Source organism: Oceanisphaera ostreae, assembly GCF_042676125.1.
GTDB classification, from domain to species: Bacteria; Pseudomonadota; Gammaproteobacteria; order Enterobacterales; family Aeromonadaceae; genus Oceanimonas; species Oceanimonas ostreae.
Genome location: NZ_JBHTJS010000015.1, coordinates 1 through 19575, shown reverse-complemented (window position 1 = coordinate 19575; position 19575 = coordinate 1). Strand labels below are relative to the sequence as shown.

The 19575-nt window shown below is 49.5% G+C and carries 21 protein-coding genes; 15 read left to right on the top strand and 6 right to left on the bottom strand.

The features are described 5' to 3' along the window. The first annotated feature begins 120 nt into the window (after positions 1-120). The 3 genes from pomA to thiI all read left to right on the top strand — a co-directional run bounded on the left by pomA (position 121) and on the right by thiI (position 3399). Complete coding sequence (gene pomA, locus ACFQ1C_RS05260; RefSeq protein WP_379557498.1) at positions 121-876, top strand: flagellar motor protein PomA; 756 nt, start codon at positions 121-123, stop codon at positions 874-876. Further along, on the top strand, positions 876-1769 hold the full coding sequence (locus ACFQ1C_RS05255; protein WP_379557496.1) for a flagellar motor protein MotB: 894 nt from the start codon (positions 876-878) through the stop codon (positions 1767-1769). Before pomA ends, ACFQ1C_RS05255 begins: the two co-directional genes overlap by 1 nt. 184 nt (positions 1770-1953) lie before the next feature. Continuing rightward, positions 1954-3399, top strand: coding sequence for a tRNA uracil 4-sulfurtransferase ThiI (thiI, locus tag ACFQ1C_RS05250; protein WP_379557494.1), 1446 nt, complete (start codon positions 1954-1956; stop codon positions 3397-3399). Positions 3400-3544: 145 nt separating this feature from the next. On the opposite strand, the gene ACFQ1C_RS05245 is transcribed toward thiI, so the two are convergent. After that, positions 3545-4480, bottom strand: coding sequence for a ketopantoate reductase family protein (locus ACFQ1C_RS05245; RefSeq protein ID WP_379557492.1), 936 nt, complete (start codon positions 4478-4480; stop codon positions 3545-3547). Positions 4481-4609: 129 nt separating this feature from the next. On the opposite strand from ACFQ1C_RS05245, the gene ACFQ1C_RS05240 reads away from it, so the two are divergent. Continuing rightward, complete coding sequence (locus ACFQ1C_RS05240) at positions 4610-5092, top strand: YajQ family cyclic di-GMP-binding protein (protein WP_379557490.1); 483 nt, start codon at positions 4610-4612, stop codon at positions 5090-5092. Between the two features lie 272 nt (positions 5093-5364). Here ACFQ1C_RS05240 and ACFQ1C_RS05235 read toward each other — a convergent pair whose 3' ends face one another. Genes ACFQ1C_RS05235 through ACFQ1C_RS05220 form a run of 4 tightly spaced genes read right to left on the bottom strand, consistent with a single transcriptional unit; the run spans position 5365 to position 9046 of the window. Further along, the gene (locus ACFQ1C_RS05235; protein ID WP_379557488.1) at positions 5365-6747 is read right to left on the bottom strand and encodes an AmpG family muropeptide MFS transporter; all 1383 of its coding nucleotides are present in this window, start codon (positions 6745-6747) and stop codon (positions 5365-5367) included. Between the two features lies 1 nt (position 6748). Beyond that, positions 6749-7318: a peptidylprolyl isomerase gene (locus ACFQ1C_RS05230; protein WP_379557486.1), complete on the bottom strand. Its 570-nt coding sequence runs from the start codon at positions 7316-7318 to the stop codon at positions 6749-6751. Continuing rightward, positions 7315-7896, bottom strand: coding sequence for a YajG family lipoprotein (locus ACFQ1C_RS05225; RefSeq protein ID WP_379557484.1), 582 nt, complete (start codon positions 7894-7896; stop codon positions 7315-7317). The genes ACFQ1C_RS05230 and ACFQ1C_RS05225 overlap by 4 nt, the downstream gene beginning before the upstream one ends. 10 nt (positions 7897-7906) lie before the next feature. Further along, a complete protein-coding gene (locus ACFQ1C_RS05220; protein ID WP_379557482.1) occupies positions 7907-9046 on the bottom strand; it encodes a methyltransferase in 1140 nt (379 codons plus the stop codon). Positions 9047-9102: 56 nt separating this feature from the next. On the opposite strand from ACFQ1C_RS05220, the gene ACFQ1C_RS05215 reads away from it, so the two are divergent. From ACFQ1C_RS05215 to dinB, 11 genes are all read left to right on the top strand, one after another. Beyond that, positions 9103-9693: an alpha-ketoglutarate-dependent dioxygenase AlkB family protein gene (locus ACFQ1C_RS05215; RefSeq protein ID WP_379557481.1), complete on the top strand. Its 591-nt coding sequence runs from the start codon at positions 9103-9105 to the stop codon at positions 9691-9693. A 113-nt stretch (positions 9694-9806) separates the two neighbouring features. Continuing rightward, complete coding sequence (locus ACFQ1C_RS05210) at positions 9807-10124, top strand: BolA family protein (RefSeq protein WP_379557480.1); 318 nt, start codon at positions 9807-9809, stop codon at positions 10122-10124. Positions 10125-10458: 334 nt separating this feature from the next. After that, entirely contained in the window at positions 10459-11802 is a 1344-nt protein-coding gene (locus ACFQ1C_RS05205) for a Na(+)-translocating NADH-quinone reductase subunit A (RefSeq protein ID WP_379557478.1), read from the top strand. A gap of 3 nt (positions 11803-11805) precedes the next feature. Next, on the top strand, positions 11806-13044 hold the full coding sequence (locus tag ACFQ1C_RS05200) for an NADH:ubiquinone reductase (Na(+)-transporting) subunit B (protein WP_379557476.1): 1239 nt from the start codon (positions 11806-11808) through the stop codon (positions 13042-13044). Beyond that, positions 13037-13807, top strand: coding sequence for a Na(+)-translocating NADH-quinone reductase subunit C (locus ACFQ1C_RS05195; RefSeq protein WP_379557475.1), 771 nt, complete (start codon positions 13037-13039; stop codon positions 13805-13807). The genes ACFQ1C_RS05200 and ACFQ1C_RS05195 overlap by 8 nt, the downstream gene beginning before the upstream one ends. Further along, positions 13800-14432, top strand: a complete 633-nt coding sequence (locus tag ACFQ1C_RS05190) for an NADH:ubiquinone reductase (Na(+)-transporting) subunit D (protein ID WP_379557474.1) — start codon at positions 13800-13802, stop codon at positions 14430-14432. Before ACFQ1C_RS05195 ends, ACFQ1C_RS05190 begins: the two co-directional genes overlap by 8 nt. Before the next feature lie 2 nt (positions 14433-14434). Then, on the top strand, positions 14435-15031 hold the full coding sequence (nqrE, locus tag ACFQ1C_RS05185) for an NADH:ubiquinone reductase (Na(+)-transporting) subunit E (RefSeq protein ID WP_379557473.1): 597 nt from the start codon (positions 14435-14437) through the stop codon (positions 15029-15031). A 25-nt stretch (positions 15032-15056) separates the two neighbouring features. Next, a complete protein-coding gene (gene nqrF / locus ACFQ1C_RS05180) occupies positions 15057-16280 on the top strand; it encodes an NADH:ubiquinone reductase (Na(+)-transporting) subunit F (RefSeq protein WP_379557471.1) in 1224 nt (407 codons plus the stop codon). Between the two features lie 64 nt (positions 16281-16344). Further along, complete coding sequence (locus ACFQ1C_RS05175) at positions 16345-17403, top strand: FAD:protein FMN transferase (protein WP_379557470.1); 1059 nt, start codon at positions 16345-16347, stop codon at positions 17401-17403. Position 17404: 1 nt separating this feature from the next. Continuing rightward, complete coding sequence (nqrM, locus tag ACFQ1C_RS05170; protein WP_379557469.1) at positions 17405-17629, top strand: (Na+)-NQR maturation NqrM; 225 nt, start codon at positions 17405-17407, stop codon at positions 17627-17629. Between the two features lie 102 nt (positions 17630-17731). After that, positions 17732-18781 carry a DNA polymerase IV gene (gene dinB / locus ACFQ1C_RS05165; RefSeq protein ID WP_379557628.1) on the top strand — a complete coding sequence of 350 codons (1050 nt, stop codon included), beginning with the start codon at positions 17732-17734 and terminating at the stop codon, positions 18779-18781. Positions 18782-18880: 99 nt separating this feature from the next. Here dinB and ACFQ1C_RS05160 read toward each other — a convergent pair whose 3' ends face one another. Further along, on the bottom strand, positions 18881-19075 hold the full coding sequence (locus tag ACFQ1C_RS05160; RefSeq protein WP_379557468.1) for a hypothetical protein: 195 nt from the start codon (positions 19073-19075) through the stop codon (positions 18881-18883). Positions 19076-19575: the final 500 nt, after the last annotated feature.

The window sequence follows — 19575 nt, the reverse complement described above, 5'->3', positions numbered from 1 at the left end:
CATGAACGTTGCCGATAAAACCTAAGGCGACAACATAAGGCATAACAAGGTAAGATTGGCGCCAATTATGTCCATAATAATCATGTTTATAAACATGTAACAACTCATAAGGACCTTGCTTTGGATCTGGCAACGATTATCGGATTAGTCGGTGGTTTGGCATTTATTGCCATGGCCATGGTGCTAGGAGGCAGTCTCGGTATGTATGCCGATGTGCCCTCTTTTTTTATTGTCTTTATCGGCTCGCTCTTTGTGGTGATGATGAAGTTCAACTTGGGCCAATTTTTAGGCGCAGCTAAAGTCGCGGCCAAGGCCTTTATTTTTAAGCTAGAAAAGCCCGAAGAACTAATTGAGCGGGTAGTAGTACTTGCCGACGCTGCCCGTAAAGGCGGTTTTTTAGCACTGGAAGAGGCCGAAATCACCAATCCGTTTTTGCAAAAAGCGGTGGATATGCTGGTGGACGGTCACGAACAGAGCGTCGTGAAGCAGGCGCTAGAAAAAGACATTGACCTTACCGCCGAGCGACAGGAGCAGGGCGCCAAAATATTTCGCGCACTGGGCGATGTGGCACCAGCCATGGGCATGATTGGTACCCTTATCGGCCTAGTGGCCATGCTGGCCAATATGGATGATCCTAAAGCCATCGGCCCAGCGATGGCCATTGCCTTGCTGACAACCCTATATGGCGCCATGTTGGCCAACATGCTAGCACTGCCCATTGCCGACAAGCTCGAACTGCGCTCAGAAGAAGAGCGCTTGAACCGCACGCTTATTTTAGATGCGGTGTTGGGCATTCAAGACGGCCAAAACCCGCGGGTGTTGCAGGGCTTACTAGAAAACTACTTGGCCGATAATAAGCGGTCGAAGGAGGAGTAGTGGCTAAAAAGTGTAAGAAGGCCGCCGCCGGAGCCCCCGCTTGGATGGCGACCTTTGCTGATCTCGCCACTATATTAATGAGTTTTTTTGTACTGCTGTTGGCTTTTGCCGAGATGGATGTGGTGAAGTTCAAACAAGTAGCCGGCAGCATGAAGTATGCTTTTGGGGTACAAAATCAATTAGAAGTGACCGAAATACCCAAAGGCACCTCGGTGATTGCGCTAGAGTTTCGTCCCGGCCAGCCACAGCCCACCCCTATTGATGTGATCATGCAGCACACTACCGACTCAACCCAGGCCGAACTCGACTTTCAGCCTGGCGAAACCGACCGTTCTTCAGGGCAAAACCGCGAAACGGGCAACCAAAGTGGTGGCGAAGAGGCGGATATTCCGCAAGTTGACCCGCAAACCATGGCTTTGGCGCAAGAGCTGGCAGAAGAATTGAATGATTCTATTGAGCTAGATGCCATTGAAATTGAAGCGCTGGGCCAGCAGGTGATTATTCGTATTAAAGAAAATGCGTCATTTTCTTCTGGCTCGGCTTTTTTACAGCCGCAGTTTTGGCCAGTAGTACGCAAAATTGGCGGTTTGCTTAAAGACATCCCAGGTGAAATATTAGTCTCGGGTCACACCGATGATGTACAAAGCCACAATGAGCTATTTCGTTCTAACTGGGAGTTATCGTCACAGCGCGCCTTGGCGGTAGCCGATCAGTTATTAAAGGTGGAAGGCTTTGCCGACGAGCGCATGGTGGTAATGGGCATGGCAGGCACGCGGCCTTTAGTGCAGAACGATACTGCAGAAAGCCGCCGCCGTAATCGCCGCGTAGAAATTACCATTTCTCAAGGCAAGCCCAAATTCACCGCACCCATGGACTTAAACGCGCCGCGCTAAGTAAAGAGCACAGCGCCGAGCAGTGTTTATCTTTAACGTAAGGAGTACAGCGTACCGCTTACTGCTATGGTTTGTATTTTTTAGCGATTCGCTTGGTGCTGGGCGCTGGGCGCTGCTCGGTGTATAATGTCGGGCTTTATTTTTATGTTTTTTACTCTTTTGTTGTTCTAGGCGTACCGCATTTATGAAATTTATTATCAAGCTTCATCCAGAAATTACCATCAAGAGCCGTTCGGTGCGCCAGCGCATGTGCAAACTACTGCAAGGCAACATTCGTAATGTATTAAGCCCTTTGGATGAAAACGTCAAAATTCGGTCCGACTGGGACAAGCTGATCGTGCGCAGTAATGTTGAAGAACATCGTCAAGGCGTGATTGACTCCTTGGCCTGTATTCCCGGCATTCAGTCGTATTTAGAAGTACAAGAGCACCAAGTGGCTACGTTAGATGATATCTTAACCCACACCGAACAGGCGTTTGGTAGCTTATTGGCTGGCAAAACCTTTTGCGTACGCGCGAAGCGCCGTGGCCAACAGATATTCAGTTCATTGGATGTGGAGCGCTATGTGGGTGGCGGCTTAAATCAGCGCTGCGATACGGCGGGAGTAAAATTAAAAAATCCAGATGTGCAAGTGAACCTTGAGCTGGATGGTGAGCGCCTGTATTTGGTGACTCAACAATATCCCGGTTTGGGCGGTTATCCTATTGCCACTCAAGAAAGTGTACTCAGCTTGATGTCCGGTGGATATGACTCGGGTGTGTCCTCTTATCAGTTCATCAAGCGCGGCAGCCGCGTACATTATTGCTTCTTTAACCTAGGTGGTGAAGAGCACGAGGCTGGGGTACGTGAGGTGGTGTACTACTTGTGGAAGAAGTACGGATCTTCCCATCGGGTTAAGTTTATCTCGGTGCCTTTTGAGGGCGTAGTGGGCGAGATCCTAGAAAAAGTCGATAACGGCTACATGGGCGTGATCCTTAAGCGCATGATGATGCGTGCCGGTGCTGTAGTCGCAGAGCGATTGGCTATTAATTCTTTAGTGACCGGTGAAGCTATGGGGCAAGTATCGAGCCAGACGGTGACGAACTTGAACGTGATTGACAGGGTGACCGATATGCTGATCATGCGCCCGCTGGTGGCCTACGATAAGCAAGATATTATTGATATCGCACGCCGTATTGGCACGGCTCCTTATGCCGAAAAAATGCCTGAATATTGTGGTGTTATCTCTAAGAGCCCGACCATTAAGGCAAAGTTGGGCCGAGTGGCAGAAGAAGAAGACAACTTTGATTTCAGCGTGCTGGATGCGGCCATAGAGGCGGCAGTAGTGGATGACATTCGCAAGTTAGAAGAAAAGTGGCAGTTGCCCGAAGTCGAGTTTAGCCAAGGCAGTGATGAAGCTGGCGAAGTGATCATCGATATTCGCTCGCCAGAAGAAGAAGAAGAAACGCCATTGGCGGTGCCGGGTCATAAAGTGGTCGTAATGCCATTTTTTAAGCTATCGAGCCAGTTTACCGAGCTAGACCCCAATAAAACCTATTTGCTGTATTGCGACCGTGGCGTAATGAGTCGCTTGCAAGCGATTCATTTAAAAGAGCAAGGCTTTGATAATGTGAAGGTGTATAAACCTTAATTCAGCCGAGCGTCTAGCTAAAAAAAGACACCGAGCCAGATAGGTTCGGTGTCTTTTTTTTAGCTAGGCTTCTTGCTTTGGTATTTTTTTGAAGAGCGTCCGATACAAAACACCGAATCTTTGGACTCGGTGTCTTGTCGTTTGGTTAAGCTTGGCGCTTGGCGCCGGGAGCCGGGCGCTGCATGCTATCTTCCCGCTTTTTAATTTCATCATACAGCTGCTGGCTCACGGGCACGGGTAGTCCGTCGGCATGAGTTAGCATATATCCACTAATGTAATCGATTTCGGTTTTACGCCCGCAGGCTAAATCTTGTTGCATAGAAGAGGAGTTAGTCGCGGTTTGCTCAATCACTTGGTGCAAACGGCGGCGGTAAGCCTCTTTGGTTTCGGCATCATTGCCATCTAGGCGCGCAATCACCTGATAAACTTCATCCGTGAGCTGCTCTAGCACCTCAGAAAATCTGGGCTCTAGTAATTGGCCGTTACTGATATTGTTGCAAGCGGTCAGAGGATTCATCACGGCATTCACGGCCAGTTTGCGCCGCTGATGCAGGGCGATATCGTCCCCCCACTCTGTATGGCCTAACGCTGCAGCTAATGGCTTCACCAAGTGTGCCCAAGCTTTGCCCGCTTCATTTAAGGGGCCCAGCCAAGTCTCTCCTTTACCGGTATGACGCACCAGCCAGTCTTGTTCTTTCATGGCGCCATGGTTGCACACACCAGCCAATAAGGGATTATCGGGCAATAACGCTTTTACTTGCTCGGTAAGCCCCATGCCATTGTTAAATAAAATCACCGGCGTGCTTTTAGGTAAATGCCGTAACTCTTTAAGGGCGTCCAGTACATTGTAGGCCTTAGTGAACACCAGCAAGCATTCAACCTTGCGTGAATGCTCAGGAAAGCGAGGCTGACTATTAATTAACTGGTGGCTGCCACTGAGCGTAATCAAATCTAATTTTGGGTGAAAATGACCGCGATGACGCTCAGAAAGCATAAAGCCAACTTGTTCACCTTTTTGGTGAAGTTGCCCCGCGATAACACAGCCTAAAGCACCTGCTCCAAGAATGGTCCATTCCATCATCACTCTATCCCCTGAACTTTGTTATTATGTATAGTAAGTCTAATCCTATACGTTAACTGTGAAATTTCACGGGTGCCAGCGTATTATTTTATCGCTGTCGGTTAATAAAACCGTTTTAAAGGAGCCATCATGCCATCTTTTGATATTGTGTCTGAAGTTGAAATGAATGAAGTACGTAATGCGGTGGAGAATGCCAACCGTGAATTGGAAATTCGATTTGATTTTCGTGGTGTTGAAGCCAGCTTTGAACTGAAAGACGAGAAGGTAAAACTGAGTGCTGATGCTGAGTTTCAGTTGCAGCAGATGCGGGATATGTTGCGGGGGGCCTTGATCAAGCGAGGCATCGACACCAAGGTGTTGGATCCGGGTAGCATAGTGCGCTCGGGCAAGCGTCATATTCAGGAACTGGGTTTCAAACAGGGCATCGAGAGCCCCCTCGCCAAGACGCTGGTCAAGAAAATCAAGGACAGTAAAATCAAGGTACAGGCGTCAATTCAGGGTGAACAGCTGCGAGTCACCGGCAAGAAGCGCGATGATCTACAGCAGGTGATGGCGCTGCTGCGCCAGGACGATCAGGAGCAGCCGCTGCAGTTCAACAACTTCCGAGATTGATGGGTAAACCGTGAAGCGTAAAGGGGAAGGGTTAAACCTGAACCTTTAAAGACCGAGATTAAAGACTTCTTCGCCACGGAATCCACGGAACCCACAGACGAAGAGCGATAAAACGGTAAAGAGTTAAGGGTAAGAGCACGCCCCTTAACTCTTCACCAGTGCTTGTCTTAAAGCCTTACCAGAATATATCTTGATGTTAGCCTTTATTTTTCCGTGGGTTCCGTGGCAAAAATAGCCCCAGGTTTGAGTGTTTTGATCTTATGTTGTCCCCTTCACCCTTCACCCTTTACGTTTGACGTCGTTTTCCCCACCTTTCTGATCAGCCATAACACAGGTAGCCCGATGGCGGCGGTGCCGATGAAAAACGGCGCATAGCCATAAGCATCTACTGCTATGCCGGAAAAGCCTGCCAAAAATTTCGGTAGCAACATCATTACCGAGCTGAATAGTGCGTACTGCGTGGCCGAAAAAGCGACGTTAGTTAGGCTAGACAGATAAGTTATAAAGGCCGCAGTGGCAATACCGGCACTCAGGTTATCGAGTGAGATAATCACGGTGAGTAATTGCACGTCTGGACCAAATTGCGCCATTAAGGCAAACATTAAATTAGTGCCAGCCGATAATATCGCCCCTAGCATCAAGATGCGTAAGGTACCAAAGCGACTGACTAATACTCCCCCTAATGCCGCACCCACTAAGGTCATGATCACACCATACACTTTGGTTACGGTGGCAATTTGTGACTTGCTAAACCCCATGTCGACATAAAAAGGATTAGCCATTACCCCCATCACCACATCCGAGATCCGATAGCAGGCAATCAGAGCCAGAATAATCAACGCCTGTTTGCCAAAACGCTGAAAAAACTCGGCGAAGGGTGCCACCATGGCACTGCGCATAAATGCCGCCAAGCTAGCCAGAAAACGCGGATACCCTTGATTGATTAACTGCTGACGATGCTCGGCTTGTGCCACCGCTTGCGATTTTAAATCTACATCAGGCTCGTGGAGCAGTAAGCAGGTAATCACCCCCACCAGCATAAAACCCGCCATGCACAAATAGGCGGTTTGCCAGCCTATGGGGTCATAACCTAAGTCGGATCCTGCCCACGCCGCTATAGCCAATGCCCCAGCGCCAGCCATAATCATCGCCAGCCGATAACCGGTCATATAAGCCGCCGCCAACGCACCTTGCAGGCGCTCGGGAGCGGCTTCTATTCGATAGGCGTCAATCACAATATCTTGGGTAGCCGAGGCAAACGCCACAGCTAACGCAAACAGCGCAAAACTAACGATGTGGGTAGTGGGCTCAGAATAAGCCATGCCAACCAGCGCCGCTATAATCAGCAGTTGCGAAAACAGCATCCAGCTGCGTCTTCGGCCCATTAGTCGTGACAGTATGGGCAAAGGCAGGCGATCGACTAACGGCGACCATAGCCACTTTACGCCATAGGCTAGCGCTACCCAGCTAAAAAAGCCGATGCTGGTGCGGCTAACACCGGCTTCGCGTAACCAAAACGACAGTGTGCCGAACACCAGCAAAATGGGTAAACCAGAAGAAAACCCTAACGCTAACAACGTTAGCACCCGGCGCTCAGCGTACAGCGCCAGTTGTTGGGACCAGCTGCGCTTACCCTCTTTGGTGGCGTCGTGCACCTTAGTGGCTAGCCTGACTGTTGTTTAAGCGTCGAACCTGCTGCAATACGATATCTTGCTCTGGTACGTCCCGAGCACGCAGTTGCATGTTCATACCGGTATCGACCTTAGCCATTTTTGCTAGTACCTCGTCACCAGCGGTTACTTTGCCAAACACTGTATAGCCGACTTTGCGGCCACCATTGAGTGATTGGTTGTCGTTGAGGTTGATATAAAACTGTCGGGTTGCGCTATTCGGATCTTGAGTGCGGGCCATCGCAATGGTGCCAGTTTGGTTATCTAGGCCGTTGTTAGACTCGTTGACTACCGGGCTGTACGTGGGCAGGTTTTTGTAATCGGTATCAAACCCGCCTCCTTGCACTACAAACCCCGGGATCAGACGGTGAAAAATGCTGCCGTCGTAGCTACCGTCATCCACGTAGCGCAAAAAGTTGGCGACGGTAGCCGGGGCGGCAGTGTCGTTCAACTCTACCTCGAGGGTGCCCATATTGGTCACCAGCTCGACTCTGGGGCCGGCCAAGACCGCGGTAGCGGCCATTAATCCGGCAAGCAGGATGAAACCGCGCTTCACGACTGACCACCGATAAACTGCTGCACATCAGCGTCAGACAGCATGTCTTTGACCATCAAGCTCAGCTGCTCGTTCAAGGCATCTTTTACCTTGTCTAGCTCTGGGTGCAGGCGACCAGGAAATTCCGCCTGGGCACTGCGGCGATATTGCTTGGTAATGGTGCGGCCATCGCGCTTGAGCGTAAGCTGCATGCGCAGTTGTTGAACTACATCGTAACTAATATGACCGCGGATCACTCGAGCCAACACTTCTTGCAGCTCCAGTGTTACCTGAGTGGGGGCGCCGTTTTCAACGAAGGCACCTTGGTTACTCAGGCCTTGGGCCAACGCTTGTTCCATTTGTACTTTTATATTGTTGCTGGCGCCCACTACGACGGGGGCCTTGTTGTTCTGTTCAATCTGAATCACGTAATCATTTTTGCGGCTGTCCTGGCTGCTCAGTGTGAGAGTCTGGCCGCGGTACACACCGCCTTTGGCATCCACTGTTGGCGCCACATCAACGGCGATGGGGTAGTAACTAGCACAGGCAGTCAAGCTAAGGGCTAGCATACCGGTCATTAACCATTTAATGAGTTTCATAATAGATTCCTTAAGAGGTTTTAATGGCTTTGAGAATAACGAATTTATGGTTAGATGCCACTACCGTTTGATTACCGAATAGGCGCTTTAGCTTGATATGGTAATCAAGATGGCGATTGGCCACCACCCACAGCTCGCCACCAGAATTGAGTATGCGCTTGGCATCCACAAACATTTGCCACGCAATGTGGTCGGTAATGGCTTGCTTCTGGTGAAAAGGTGGGTTGCACAATATGAGCTCGGCACTGTTAACGGCGACGTCATCAAGACAGTTATTGACCACAAAGCCCGCACGAGCGCTGTCTGATGGCAAGTTATGCTGCACCGTCAGTTCGGCACTGGCGATGGACATATACGACTCATCAACAAAGGTCACGGTGGCTTCTGGGTTTTGCGCCATGGCCATCAGGCCCAACACACCATTACCGCATCCTAAATCGATAATATGCCCCGGACGATTGCTGGGCAGGTGTTCCAGCATAAAGCGGGCACCAATATCAAGATTGGCACGCGAGAACACATTAGCATGGTTATAAATACTAAAGTCGGTGCCCTCAAGTTGCCAAGCCAGTGGCAAGGGAAGCTCGCTGGCAGGTTTGTCAGCATCGCGCTTACTAAACACTAAACGCGCTTTTTTCCAGGCCAAGCTGGTTTTCGTGTCACCAATATAGCGTTCAAAAAACTTGAGGGTTGAACCGTGAATGTCTTTGGCTTTGGCGGCGGCAATAAATAGGGTGTCGGGCCCCATTATTTGGCTAAGATAGGCCAACTGATATTCCAGCAAGGCATTGGTTCTGGGCAGTTTCATCAGTACCAAACCAGGCGCTTGTGCAGTCCAAGGATCTAGGCTGGTAAGAGATTGCCCACTGAGCTCTAGCTCATTATCTTGCGCATTGGCGGCCAATGCCAGCTCACTAATGCGAGAGTCATTAATGCTAATCGGCTGATGGTGGTGTAGCGCTAGGTTAAGGGCACCAAAGGCATCGTTTAAAATCAGCACTGGAGCATCTTTATTCCAGCTATGATTTTCTAGTTCGTTGATCAGGTATTCATCTGCCGCTTCCCATGCTTGCAGGCCATGTTGGGCTGGGCGAGGATAACGACGAAGCAGTAGTTCACCGCCTTGAGGCAGGGGGAAAAGGTGATTCATGACGGCTTTACTCAATAGAAAAAAAGCATTTTAACAGCTAATAGGGGAAAAGCAGCATGCAGCTATGGATTGATCCTCCTCAATGGTTAACCCTTGAGCAAGGGCGCTTGCTGTGGTGGCCCGAGGCCTTTGCCGCTGAGGCTGATAGTTGGCAGGCACAGCTGGGCGCCGAGATCTCCTGGCAACAACATCAACTAACGATGTTTGGCCGTGAGTTGGACGAGCCGCGATTGTCTTGTTGGATGGGCGACGGCCGTTATCGCTATTCGGGCAAAACTCGAGAACCTACAATTTGGCACCCGTTAGTGCGTGATATTGCACGGCGAATAGAGGCCATTTGCGAGCAGCCATTTAATGGGGTGTTGCTTAATTTGTATCGCCACGGCCAAGATAGTATGGGCTGGCATGCCGATAATGAGCCTGAATTGGGCGTTAACCCGGTGATAGCCTCGCTAAGCTTAGGCGTCAGCCGTCGTTTTGTGTTACGCCACGTTAATGGTGAACGCCGACAACTGCTATTAACCCACGGCAGTTTATTGGTGATGGCCGGCGAAATGCAGCATCATTGGCAGCATGCCTTGCCTAAAATGGCAGCCAGTGAAGGCGAGCGCATTAATTTAACGTTTCGTTTGCTGAACAAGAGATGAAATACCGCCATACGTCTTACGCTGTAAGTCAAAGATAACCACCAGACGCATGACGTATTGCGTAAGGCGTAAGGCGTACAGCGTGGGTCTTAAATATTAATTAGGAGTAAATAATGTCTATACAAGCTCAAATTGAACAAAAAGTGCAGGCTGCATTGGCGCCAACGCACTTAGAAGTCATCAACGAAAGCTATATGCACCGCGTGCAGCCGGGTTCAGAGACGCACTTTAAGCTGGTGGTGATAAGCGAGCAGTTTGAGGGGCAGAGATTGCTAGCGCGCCACCGAAAGCTGAATGCCTTGTTGGCCGATGAACTGGCGGGTGGCGTACATGCCTTGGCGTTACACACTTTTACCACGGCTGAGTGGCAGGCTCGTGAAGGGGCTCAAGACAGTCCTGCGTGCCGAGGTCAAGGTGGGGTGAGCGGTTAGCATCACGCACCTTTATAGATGCGTCATGCACTGGTGAGGCCCGTTTGGGGCTAAACTTTAATGAGCAACCCACTATCATTACTTTACTTTAGCTTCAGTCTTGTTTATGTCACCGCCATTTATGCTGACGGTGGTAAATATTGGTAATTGCCATGGCAGCCACTGCGGTAAAAGTGTTAACATTATGCGCCTTAAGTTTTAGGCTGGATGTTACCGGACTGTGGTCGGGCGGTTGTCGACGTGAAAGTGGGCAGACCGGTAGCGACTCATCAGCATGTTGTCATGTTCGACATGGCAAGTACCTGTCTTCCTCTAACAAGTAGTGCAAGTGAGTATGATTACAATTAAAAAAGGGCTGGACCTCCCGGTATCCGGGGCACCAGAGCAAGTAATCTACGATGGCCCTGCCATCAAGCGCGTTGCTACGCTCGGCGAAGAGTTTGTGGGCATGCGCCCTACCATGTTCGTTAAGGTAGAGGATCATGTTAAAAAAGGTCAGGTTATCTTCGTAGACAAGAAGAATCCTGGCGTTAAATTCACAGCTCCCGCCGCTGGTACCGTGGTTGAAATAAACCGTGGTGCTAAGCGTGTTCTGCAATCAGTAGTAATAGCGGTTGATGACAGCGAAGATCAGATTACTTTTTCAAAATATGCTTCTGCTGAACTTTCTAAACTGGAACTCGATACCGTTCGCGACCAGCTGGTTGAATCCGGCCTGTGGACGGCGCTGCGTACACGCCCCTTTAGCAAGGTGCCTGCTATCGATTCCACACCAAGCTCCATCTTTGTTACCGCCATGGATTCTAATCCGCTGAGCGCTAATGCCGAATTGATCATTAAGGAATATGCCCAGGCATTTACCGATGGTCTACAGGTGTTAAGCCGGCTAACAGAAGGCCAAGTGCACGTATGTAAAGGTGAAGGCAGCCTACCTCAGGCGCCTGCTGGCAATATTAAAGAACATGTCTTTACTGGTTTGCATCCTGCGGGCTTGCCCGGCACTCATATTCACTTTATTGACCCGATAATTCCGGGCAAAGTGGTGTGGCACATCAATTATCAAGATGTGATCGCCTTTGGCAAGCTGTTCACCACCGGTGAGCTATTTACCGATCGTGTGGTGGCATTAGGTGGCCCCGTGGTACAAAAACCGCGTTTGCTACGTACTCGCATTGGTGCGTCGTTAGATGCATTAACTGCCAGTGAGCTACAAGACGGTGAAAACCGCGTTATTTCTGGCTCCGTGCTATACGGCACCGCCGCAAGTGGCCCCCATGCTTATTTGGGTCGTTATCACTTGCAGGTGTCGGTACTGGCTGAAGGTCGTGAAAAAGAACTGTTTGGTTGGCTAGCACCCGGTGCTAATAAGTTCTCTGTCACCCGTGCTTACCTGAGTCATCTGACCAAGGGCAAGCTGTTTGACTTGACTACCACCACCAATGGTTCACCTCGTGCAATGGTGCCAATCGGTAACTACGAGCGCATTATGCCGCTTGATATTTTGCCGACTCTGCTGCTACGTGACTTGTTGTCTAACGACACAGACGGTGCGCAAACCCTGGGCTGCTTGGAACTGGATGAAGAAGATCTGGCGCTATGTACCTATGTGTGTCCGGGTAAATACGATTATGGCCAGGTGCTGCGCAAGTGTCTGACCACGATTGAGCAAGAGGGCTAAGTAATGAGCTTAAAACACACTCTAGAAAAGCTCGAACATCATTTCGAGCCGGGTGGGAAGTACGAAAAGTTTTACGCCCTATATGAAGCGGTAGCTACCGTGCTCTATACCCCCGGTATGGTGACACGCAATGCCTCTCATGTGCGCGACAGTATCGACTTGAAGCGCATCATGATCATGGTGTGGATGGCGACGTTTCCAGCCATGTTCTTTGGTATGTACAACTCAGGGGGGCAAACGATTAATGCCCTAATGAGCATGTACAGCCCAGGCGAACTGGCGGGTATTATCGATGGCAACTGGCGCTATGGTCTAGCACAAGCTTTAGGGGCAACCCTAGGCGATGGTGCTGGCTGGGGCAGTAAGCTGCTGTTGGGCGCCACTTACTTCCTGCCAATTTATGCGACGGTATTTTTGGTTGGTGGTTTCTGGGAAGTCATTTTTGCTAGTGTACGTAAGCATGAAGTAAACGAAGGCTTCTTTGTTACCTCTGTGCTGTTCGCACTGATTGTTCCTGCGACCTTGCCGTTATGGCAAGCGGCGCTGGGTATCACCTTCGGTGTGGTAGTGGCCAAAGAAATTTTTGGCGGTACTGGCAAAAACTTTCTCAACCCTGCGTTGGCTGGACGTGCCTTCCTGTTTTTCGCCTACCCGGCAGAAATTTCAGGTGACACGGTATGGACCGCGGTTGATGGCTTCTCAGGCGCGACTGCATTAGGTCAGTGGGCGAGCGGTGGCCAAGCGGCTCTGATGGATGCCAATACTGGCACCTTGATTAGCTGGATGGATGCCTTTATCGGTAATATCCAAGGCTCAATTGGTGAAGTTTCTACCCTGGCGATTTTTCTTGGTGGCTTGTTCATCATCTATCTGGGTATTGCCTCTTGGCGAATAGTCGCCGGCGTGATGATTGGCATGGTGGCCATGGCTGCCTTGTTTAACTTCATCGGCTCCGACACTAACGCTATGTTCAGCATGCCGTGGTATTGGCATTTGGTGTTGGGTGGCTTTGCCTTCGGCATGATGTTTATGGCAACGGACCCCGTGTCTGCCTCCTTTACCAATAAGGCTAAATGGTGGTACGGCGCATTGATCGGCGTCATGGTGGTGCTCATCCGAGTGGTCAACCCCGCTTTCCCTGAGGGCATGATGCTGGCTATTCTGTTCGCCAACCTGTTCGCTCCCTTGTTTGACCACTTTGTGGTGCAGGCTAACATCAAACGGAGACTGGCTCGTGGCTAAAAAAGAATCTGTCGGCAGAACATTTGCCGTAATCGGCGTCTTATGTTTGGTATGTTCGGTCGTGGTATCGGGTGCAGCAGTATTGCTAAAGCCAACCCAACAACTGAATAAAGCACTAGACGTACAAACCAATATCGTTGCCGTTGCCGGCTTTGGTCGTAAAGACGTAGCCGAAAACTATGAGCGTTTTATTGATGCCAAGTTATTAGACCTGACGACTGGTGAGTTTTCGGACCAGCCTGTTGCAGGCTATGACCAACGTGTGGCAGCGAAAGAGCCAAAATCAAGCATAAAGCTTGATTCAAGCGAAGATCCTGCCAGCATCCGTCGTCGTGCTAATTTAGTGCCTGTGTATATGGCCAACGACGAAGACGGTAACTTGGACAGTATTATTCTGCCCATCCACGGTCAGGGTTTGTGGTCTACCATGTACGCTTTTATTGCCGTTGCACCCGATGGCAATACCATTAAAGGCATCACTTACTACGATCAGGGCGAAACCCCAGGTTTGGGTGGTGAAGTGGAAAACCCTAGCTGGCGCGCTCAGTTTGTGGGTAAGAAGCTGTATGACGAAAATGGTAAGCCCGCGATTAAAATCGTGAAAGGCGGCGCGCCTGCTGATGCTCCTTCAAGTGTTGATGGCTTGTCTGGCGCTACCCTAACGTCTAAGGGCGTGCAGCAGACCTTTGAATTCTGGTTAGGCGATAAGGGCTTTGGTCCTTTCCTGACCAAGGTGCGTGAAGGAGAGCTCAACAATGGCTGATAAAGCAGAAATTAAAAAGGTTCTCTTTGGACCTATTGTCGGCAATAACCCCATTACGCTACAGATACTGGGTATTTGTTCGGCCTTGGCGGTTACCTCACAAATGCAAACTGCATTCGTGATGGCGCTGGCGGTGGTTGCGGTTACCGCGTTCTCTAACCTGTTTATCTCATTAGTACGTAATCAGATCCCAAACTCGGTGCGTATTATTGCGCAGATGGCCATTATTGCCTCTTTGGTAATAGTAGTGGATCAGATCTTAAAAGCGTACGCCTATGACATTTCCAAGCAGCTCTCGGTATTCGTTGGCTTGATTATTACCAACTGTATCGTAATGGGCCGCGCCGAAGCCTACGCCATGAAGAGTCCGCCTTTAATGTCGTTCTTTGATGGTATTGGTAACGGCTTAGGTTATGGTTTGATCTTGCTGATCGTAGCCACTATTCGTGAGTTGTTTGGCTCTGGTACTTGGTTTGGTCTTGAAATTTTGCCGCTAGTTAAAAATGGCGGTTGGTATCAAGCGAACGGTTTAATGCTGTTGCCACCTAGTGCCTTCTTTATTATCGGCGGCATTATCTGGGTAGTGCGTACCATGCGCCCCGATCAGGTTGAGGCGAAGGAGTAAGCATGGAACATTATATTAGTTTGTTTGTTCGTGCCATTTTCATCGAAAACATGGCATTGGCCTTCTTCCTCGGCATGTGTACCTTTTTGGCAGTGTCTAAAAAGGTAAAAACATCGTTTGGTTTGGGCGTAGCGGTTGTAGTGGTTCTGACTTTAGCAGTACCGGTAAACAACTTAGTCTACAACTATGTGCTGAAAGATGGCGTCTTAGTTGACGGCGTGGACTTGAGCTTTTTGAACTTCATTACCTTTATCGGGGTTATTGCAGCCTTGGTACAAATTCTGGAAATGCTGTTAGATAAGTTCTTCCCGGCGCTCTATAACGCACTGGGCATTTTCTTACCGTTGATCGCCGTAAACTGTGCCATCTTCGGTGGTGTGTCTTTCATGGTGCAGCGAGATTATAACTTTGCTGAGTCCATCGTTTACGGCTTTGGCTCAGGTGTAGGCTGGATGCTGGCAATTGTATTGCTAGCCGGTATACGCGAGAAGATGAAGTATTCAGATGTGCCTGATGGTTTGCGCGGTTTGGGGATTACCTTCATCTCTGCCGGCCTAATGGCAATTGGCTTCATGTCTTTCTCTGGCATATCCCTGTAATCCGGTGATAGAAAAGGAATAAACGATGGAAATCATTCTAGGCGTGGTCATGTTTACCGTGATTGTGCTGGTCCTAGTAAGCATTATCCTGTTTGCTAAGTCCAAGCTGGTCGCGGAAGGGGATGTGACTATCAGCATCAATGATGATCCCGATAAGGCGATCACCACGGGTGCTGGCGGTAAACTGCTAGGCGCGTTGGCCAATAACGGTATCTTCGTCTCTTCTGCCTGTGGCGGCGGCGGTACTTGTGGCCAGTGTCGTGTGCGTATTTTAGACGGTGGCGGTGAAATTCTGCCAACCGAGCTGGATCACATCTCTAAAGGTGAAGCTCGTGCTGGCGAGCGCTTGTCTTGTCAGGTTAACGTCAAGCAAGACATGAAAATTGAATTGCCGGAAGAAGTGTTTGGCATCAAGAAATGGGATTGCGAAGTGTTGTCTAATGACAGCAAAGCCACTTTCATTAAAGAATTGAAGCTAAAAATTCCTAACGGCGAAAGTGTACCGTTCCGTGCCGGTGGTTATATTCAAATAGAAGCGCCACCGCACCACATTCAGTACAAAGACTTTGAAGTGCCTGAGAAATACCGCGAAGATTGGGACAAGTTCAACATCTTCGAGTTGGAGTCTAAAGTAGACGAGGAAACTATCCGCGCTTACTCCATGGCCAACTATCCGGAAGAAGAAGGCATCATTCTGTTGAACGTGCGTATTGCGACACCGCCGCCCCGTAACTGGAGCGCGCCTCCGGGCAAAATGTCGTCTTACATCTGGTCATTGAAAGCAGGTGATACAGCGACTATTTCTGGTCCGTTTGGTGAGTTCTTTGCCAAAGATACCGAAGCAGAAATGGTGTTTGTTGGTGGTGGTGCCGGTATGGCTCCGATGCGCTCGCACATCTTCGATCAGCTTAAGCGTTTAGACTCTAAGCGTAAGATCAGCTTCTGGTATGGTGCCCGTTCACGTCGCGAAATGTTCTATGTAGAAGATTTTGATACGTTGCAAGAACAGCATGATAACTTCCAGTGGCACGTGGCCTTAAGTGACTCAACCCCAGAAGATGAGTGGACTGGTCATACTGGCTTTATTCATAACGTGTTGTTTGAGAACTATCTGAAGGATCACGAAGCGCCGGAAGATTGTGAATACTACATGTGTGGACCGCCGGTAATGAACGCCGCTGTGATCACGCTGCTCAAAGACTTAGGCGTAGAAGAAGACAACATTATGCTTGATGACTTTGGTGGTTAAACACTGCTTGTCAAAGGCCATTGATTAAACACCCTGAGTTAAACGCAAAGGTGATTAAACTCTAATGAGTTCTTATATAACTAAATGGCTGGCCCCACTGGGGCTGGCCTTTTTATTGGTCGCGTGCAAACCGGCTGATATTCATGCGCCCCTGACTGCCAGTGAGCAACACCTTATCGGCAACACCATGGGCACCTACTATTCTATTAAAATTGCCGGCCTTGAAGCGGAGCGAGTTCAAGAGCTACAAACTGAGATTGACCAACGTCTCGATGTGGTTAACCAGCAGATGTCGACCTATCTGGATGACTCCGAGCTAAGCCAATTTAACCAGTCTACAAGCTCAGGCCCTTTTGCTGTATCTGCTGACACCGCCAAGGTAGTCACGGCGGCATTGCAATTAGGTCGCCAAACCGAACACACCCTGGATGTGACGGTTGGCCCACTGGTCAATTTGTGGGGGTTTGGCCCAGACGAAAGACCGGTGAAAATACCGTCACAACAGCAGCTAGACGAAACGCAGGCTCACACCGGGCTTGAACACTTGCGCGTAGCATATGACGCCGATGGCCAGTATCTATACAAAGCAATACCCGAGCTGTATGTAGACTTATCGTCGATTGCCAAAGGGTTTGGCGTGGATGTGGTGTCTGAATACTTAAACGAGCAAGGCTTGGGTAATCATCTGGTGGAAATTGGCGGTGAAGTGCGCCTTAGCGGCCATAATGGTCATAATAAGCCGTGGACTGTTGCAGTAGAAAAGCCTCATAACAGTGATGGCCGCAGTGACGAATTAGTGCAACAGGTGGTGCTGGCGGGTAATAACAGCGTGGCTACCTCTGGTGATTATCGTAATTACTACGAGCTAGATGGTCAGCGATTATCCCACACCATAGATCCGAAAACCGGTCAGCCCATTAAGCATAATTTGGCATCGGTGACAGTGATCCATCCCTCCTGTATGATTGCAGATGGACTTGCTACGGCACTGACCGTCATGGGACCTGAACGTGCACTGGCCTTTGCCGAGCAGCATGATCTTGCTGTGTATCTGCTGACCAAAACGGATGATGGTTTCAAAGTTGATATGACCCACGCTTTCAAGAAGTACTTAAGAGGTTGATATGCTGTATTTTCTGATAACTTTTGTCGCGTTTGCTTTGGTCTTTTTTGCCATGGCCATCGGCTATATTGTGCAACGCAAGACCATTGCTGGCTCTTGCGGCGGCCTAGGCACCGTGGGCATAGATAAAGCCTGCGACTGCGACGACCCGTGCGAAAGCCGCCAGAAGAAAATCGCCAAAGCAGAAGCCAAGCGCCAGATGCTCGAAGAAAATCGCATCATTTAACGCCGAAGGGCGTTAAATGTGGCTGTACGTTAACCGCTGTACGCCGTACGAATTGGTTTTTCGTATAGCGATTAACGTACAGCGTACAGCTGCTCTTGAGTGATGCGTAAAATTATTCATGTCGACATGGACTGCTTTTATGCGGCAGTGGAAATGCGCGCTCACCCCGAGTGGCGTGATATACCCTTGGCCATTGGTGGGCGAGCCGAGCGACGTGGCGTGATTGCCACCTGCAATTATCCTGCTCGTAAGTTTGGTATCCACTCTGCCATGTCGAGCCATCAGGCTTTGCAACGCTGCCCACATTTATTATTAGTGCCGGGCAATATGGCCGATTATAAAGCGGTATCGCTGCAGCTTCGTGAAATATTTCATCGTTATACCCACCTTGTTGAGCCCTTATCCCTCGACGAAGCCTATCTAGACGTTACCGACAGCACTTGGTTTGCTGGCAGTGCAACCCGCATTGCCGAGCATATTCGCCACACTATTCATGAAGAACTGCAGCTCACGGCCTCGGCCGGTGTCGCGCCCAATAAGTTTTTAGCCAAAATTGCCTCGGATGAAAACAAACCAGACGGTTTATTTGTACTGCCTCCTGCCGCGGTGGCCGATTTTGTACGCCAATTGCCGCTGGCCAAAATACCTGGAGTGGGTCGAAAAACAGCCGAAAAGCTTAGCACGATGGGATTAACCCATTGTGCCCAATTAGGTGAAGTAGGAGAAGCTGAGCTTATCCGCCGCTTTGGGAAGTTTGGTGCTTTGTTATGGCAGCGCGCGCTGGGCATAGACGATCGAGAAGTGCAGACTGATCGCATACGAAAGTCGGTTGGCGTAGAAACCACGTTGCAGGAAGATATTCAGCAAGCAGAGCAAGGCATAGTCGTATTATCGGGCTTATGGCCGGAGTTAGTTAATAGGCTAAATAATCGCGCTATTAAGGGGCTGTGCATCAAGCTGAAGTTCGATGACTTTACTCAAACGACGCTGTCTCGACGTTGTGCTGAGCTTGATGCAGACATGGCCGAACAACTGTGTATTGAAGCGTGGGCACGAGCCAATGGTCGAAGCGTGCGCTTGGTAGGCGTGAGCGTAGAGCTAGATCATGAACAAGAAGCTGCCCACAGCGAACAGCTAAGTTTTGATTGGTAAGATTGAAACTCAGCGCCCAGCACAACATAAAGCGGTATTCTTTTGTTGGTTTTTTTCTGCCGTCTTCGCGCCTTCAGAAGGCAGGTGTTTTTTGAAAGCTTAAGGCTTATCGCTGTGTTTTTTGGTTGCTATCGAAGTATGGTTGGATACGGTTGGTGTTTGACTTGTTTCATGATCACTGGCGATGGCTTCCTTGCCTGTCTTTACTGTGCTGTCCTTAGTGGAGGCGGCCGTAGCGGCACCTAAATACCCCGCGCTTAGTGCTAGAAACAGGGCAATTGAAGTGGTTTTCATATTTGCTCCGTTATTCATTTTGCTGATTGTTTTATTACCCTAGCAGCTTAATTAGTAATAAAAAACCCTAAGAATTTTAAGGTTAAATGGTGCTTTTAAAGACAACCGTTATATTTACTCTTTATACCAAACTGAGTAAGTAACTGATCTATTTAGCTGCTATGTAAAGGCCGAACGAAGGGTCTACTCCACCGACACGCTGCAAGCACATCCTTGTGGCGCTCAGCACATGACGTCCCTGTCATGTGATGGTCGGTGGAGCAGATCTCTTCATCCGTCCCTATACCACGGAGTCCCCTGTGGGTGCGGCCTGCAGACAACTCGGTGCTTAATGGGAGGTGACTCTGTTGCCTTGAGTATCCATATTTCAAATAGATCACATTTTTACTTAGATTGGTATTACTTCACGCTTCACTCTTTACGCTTCACGCTTCACGCTTCACTCTTTACGCTTCACTCTTTACGCTTCACTCTTTACGCTTCACTCTTTACGCTTCACT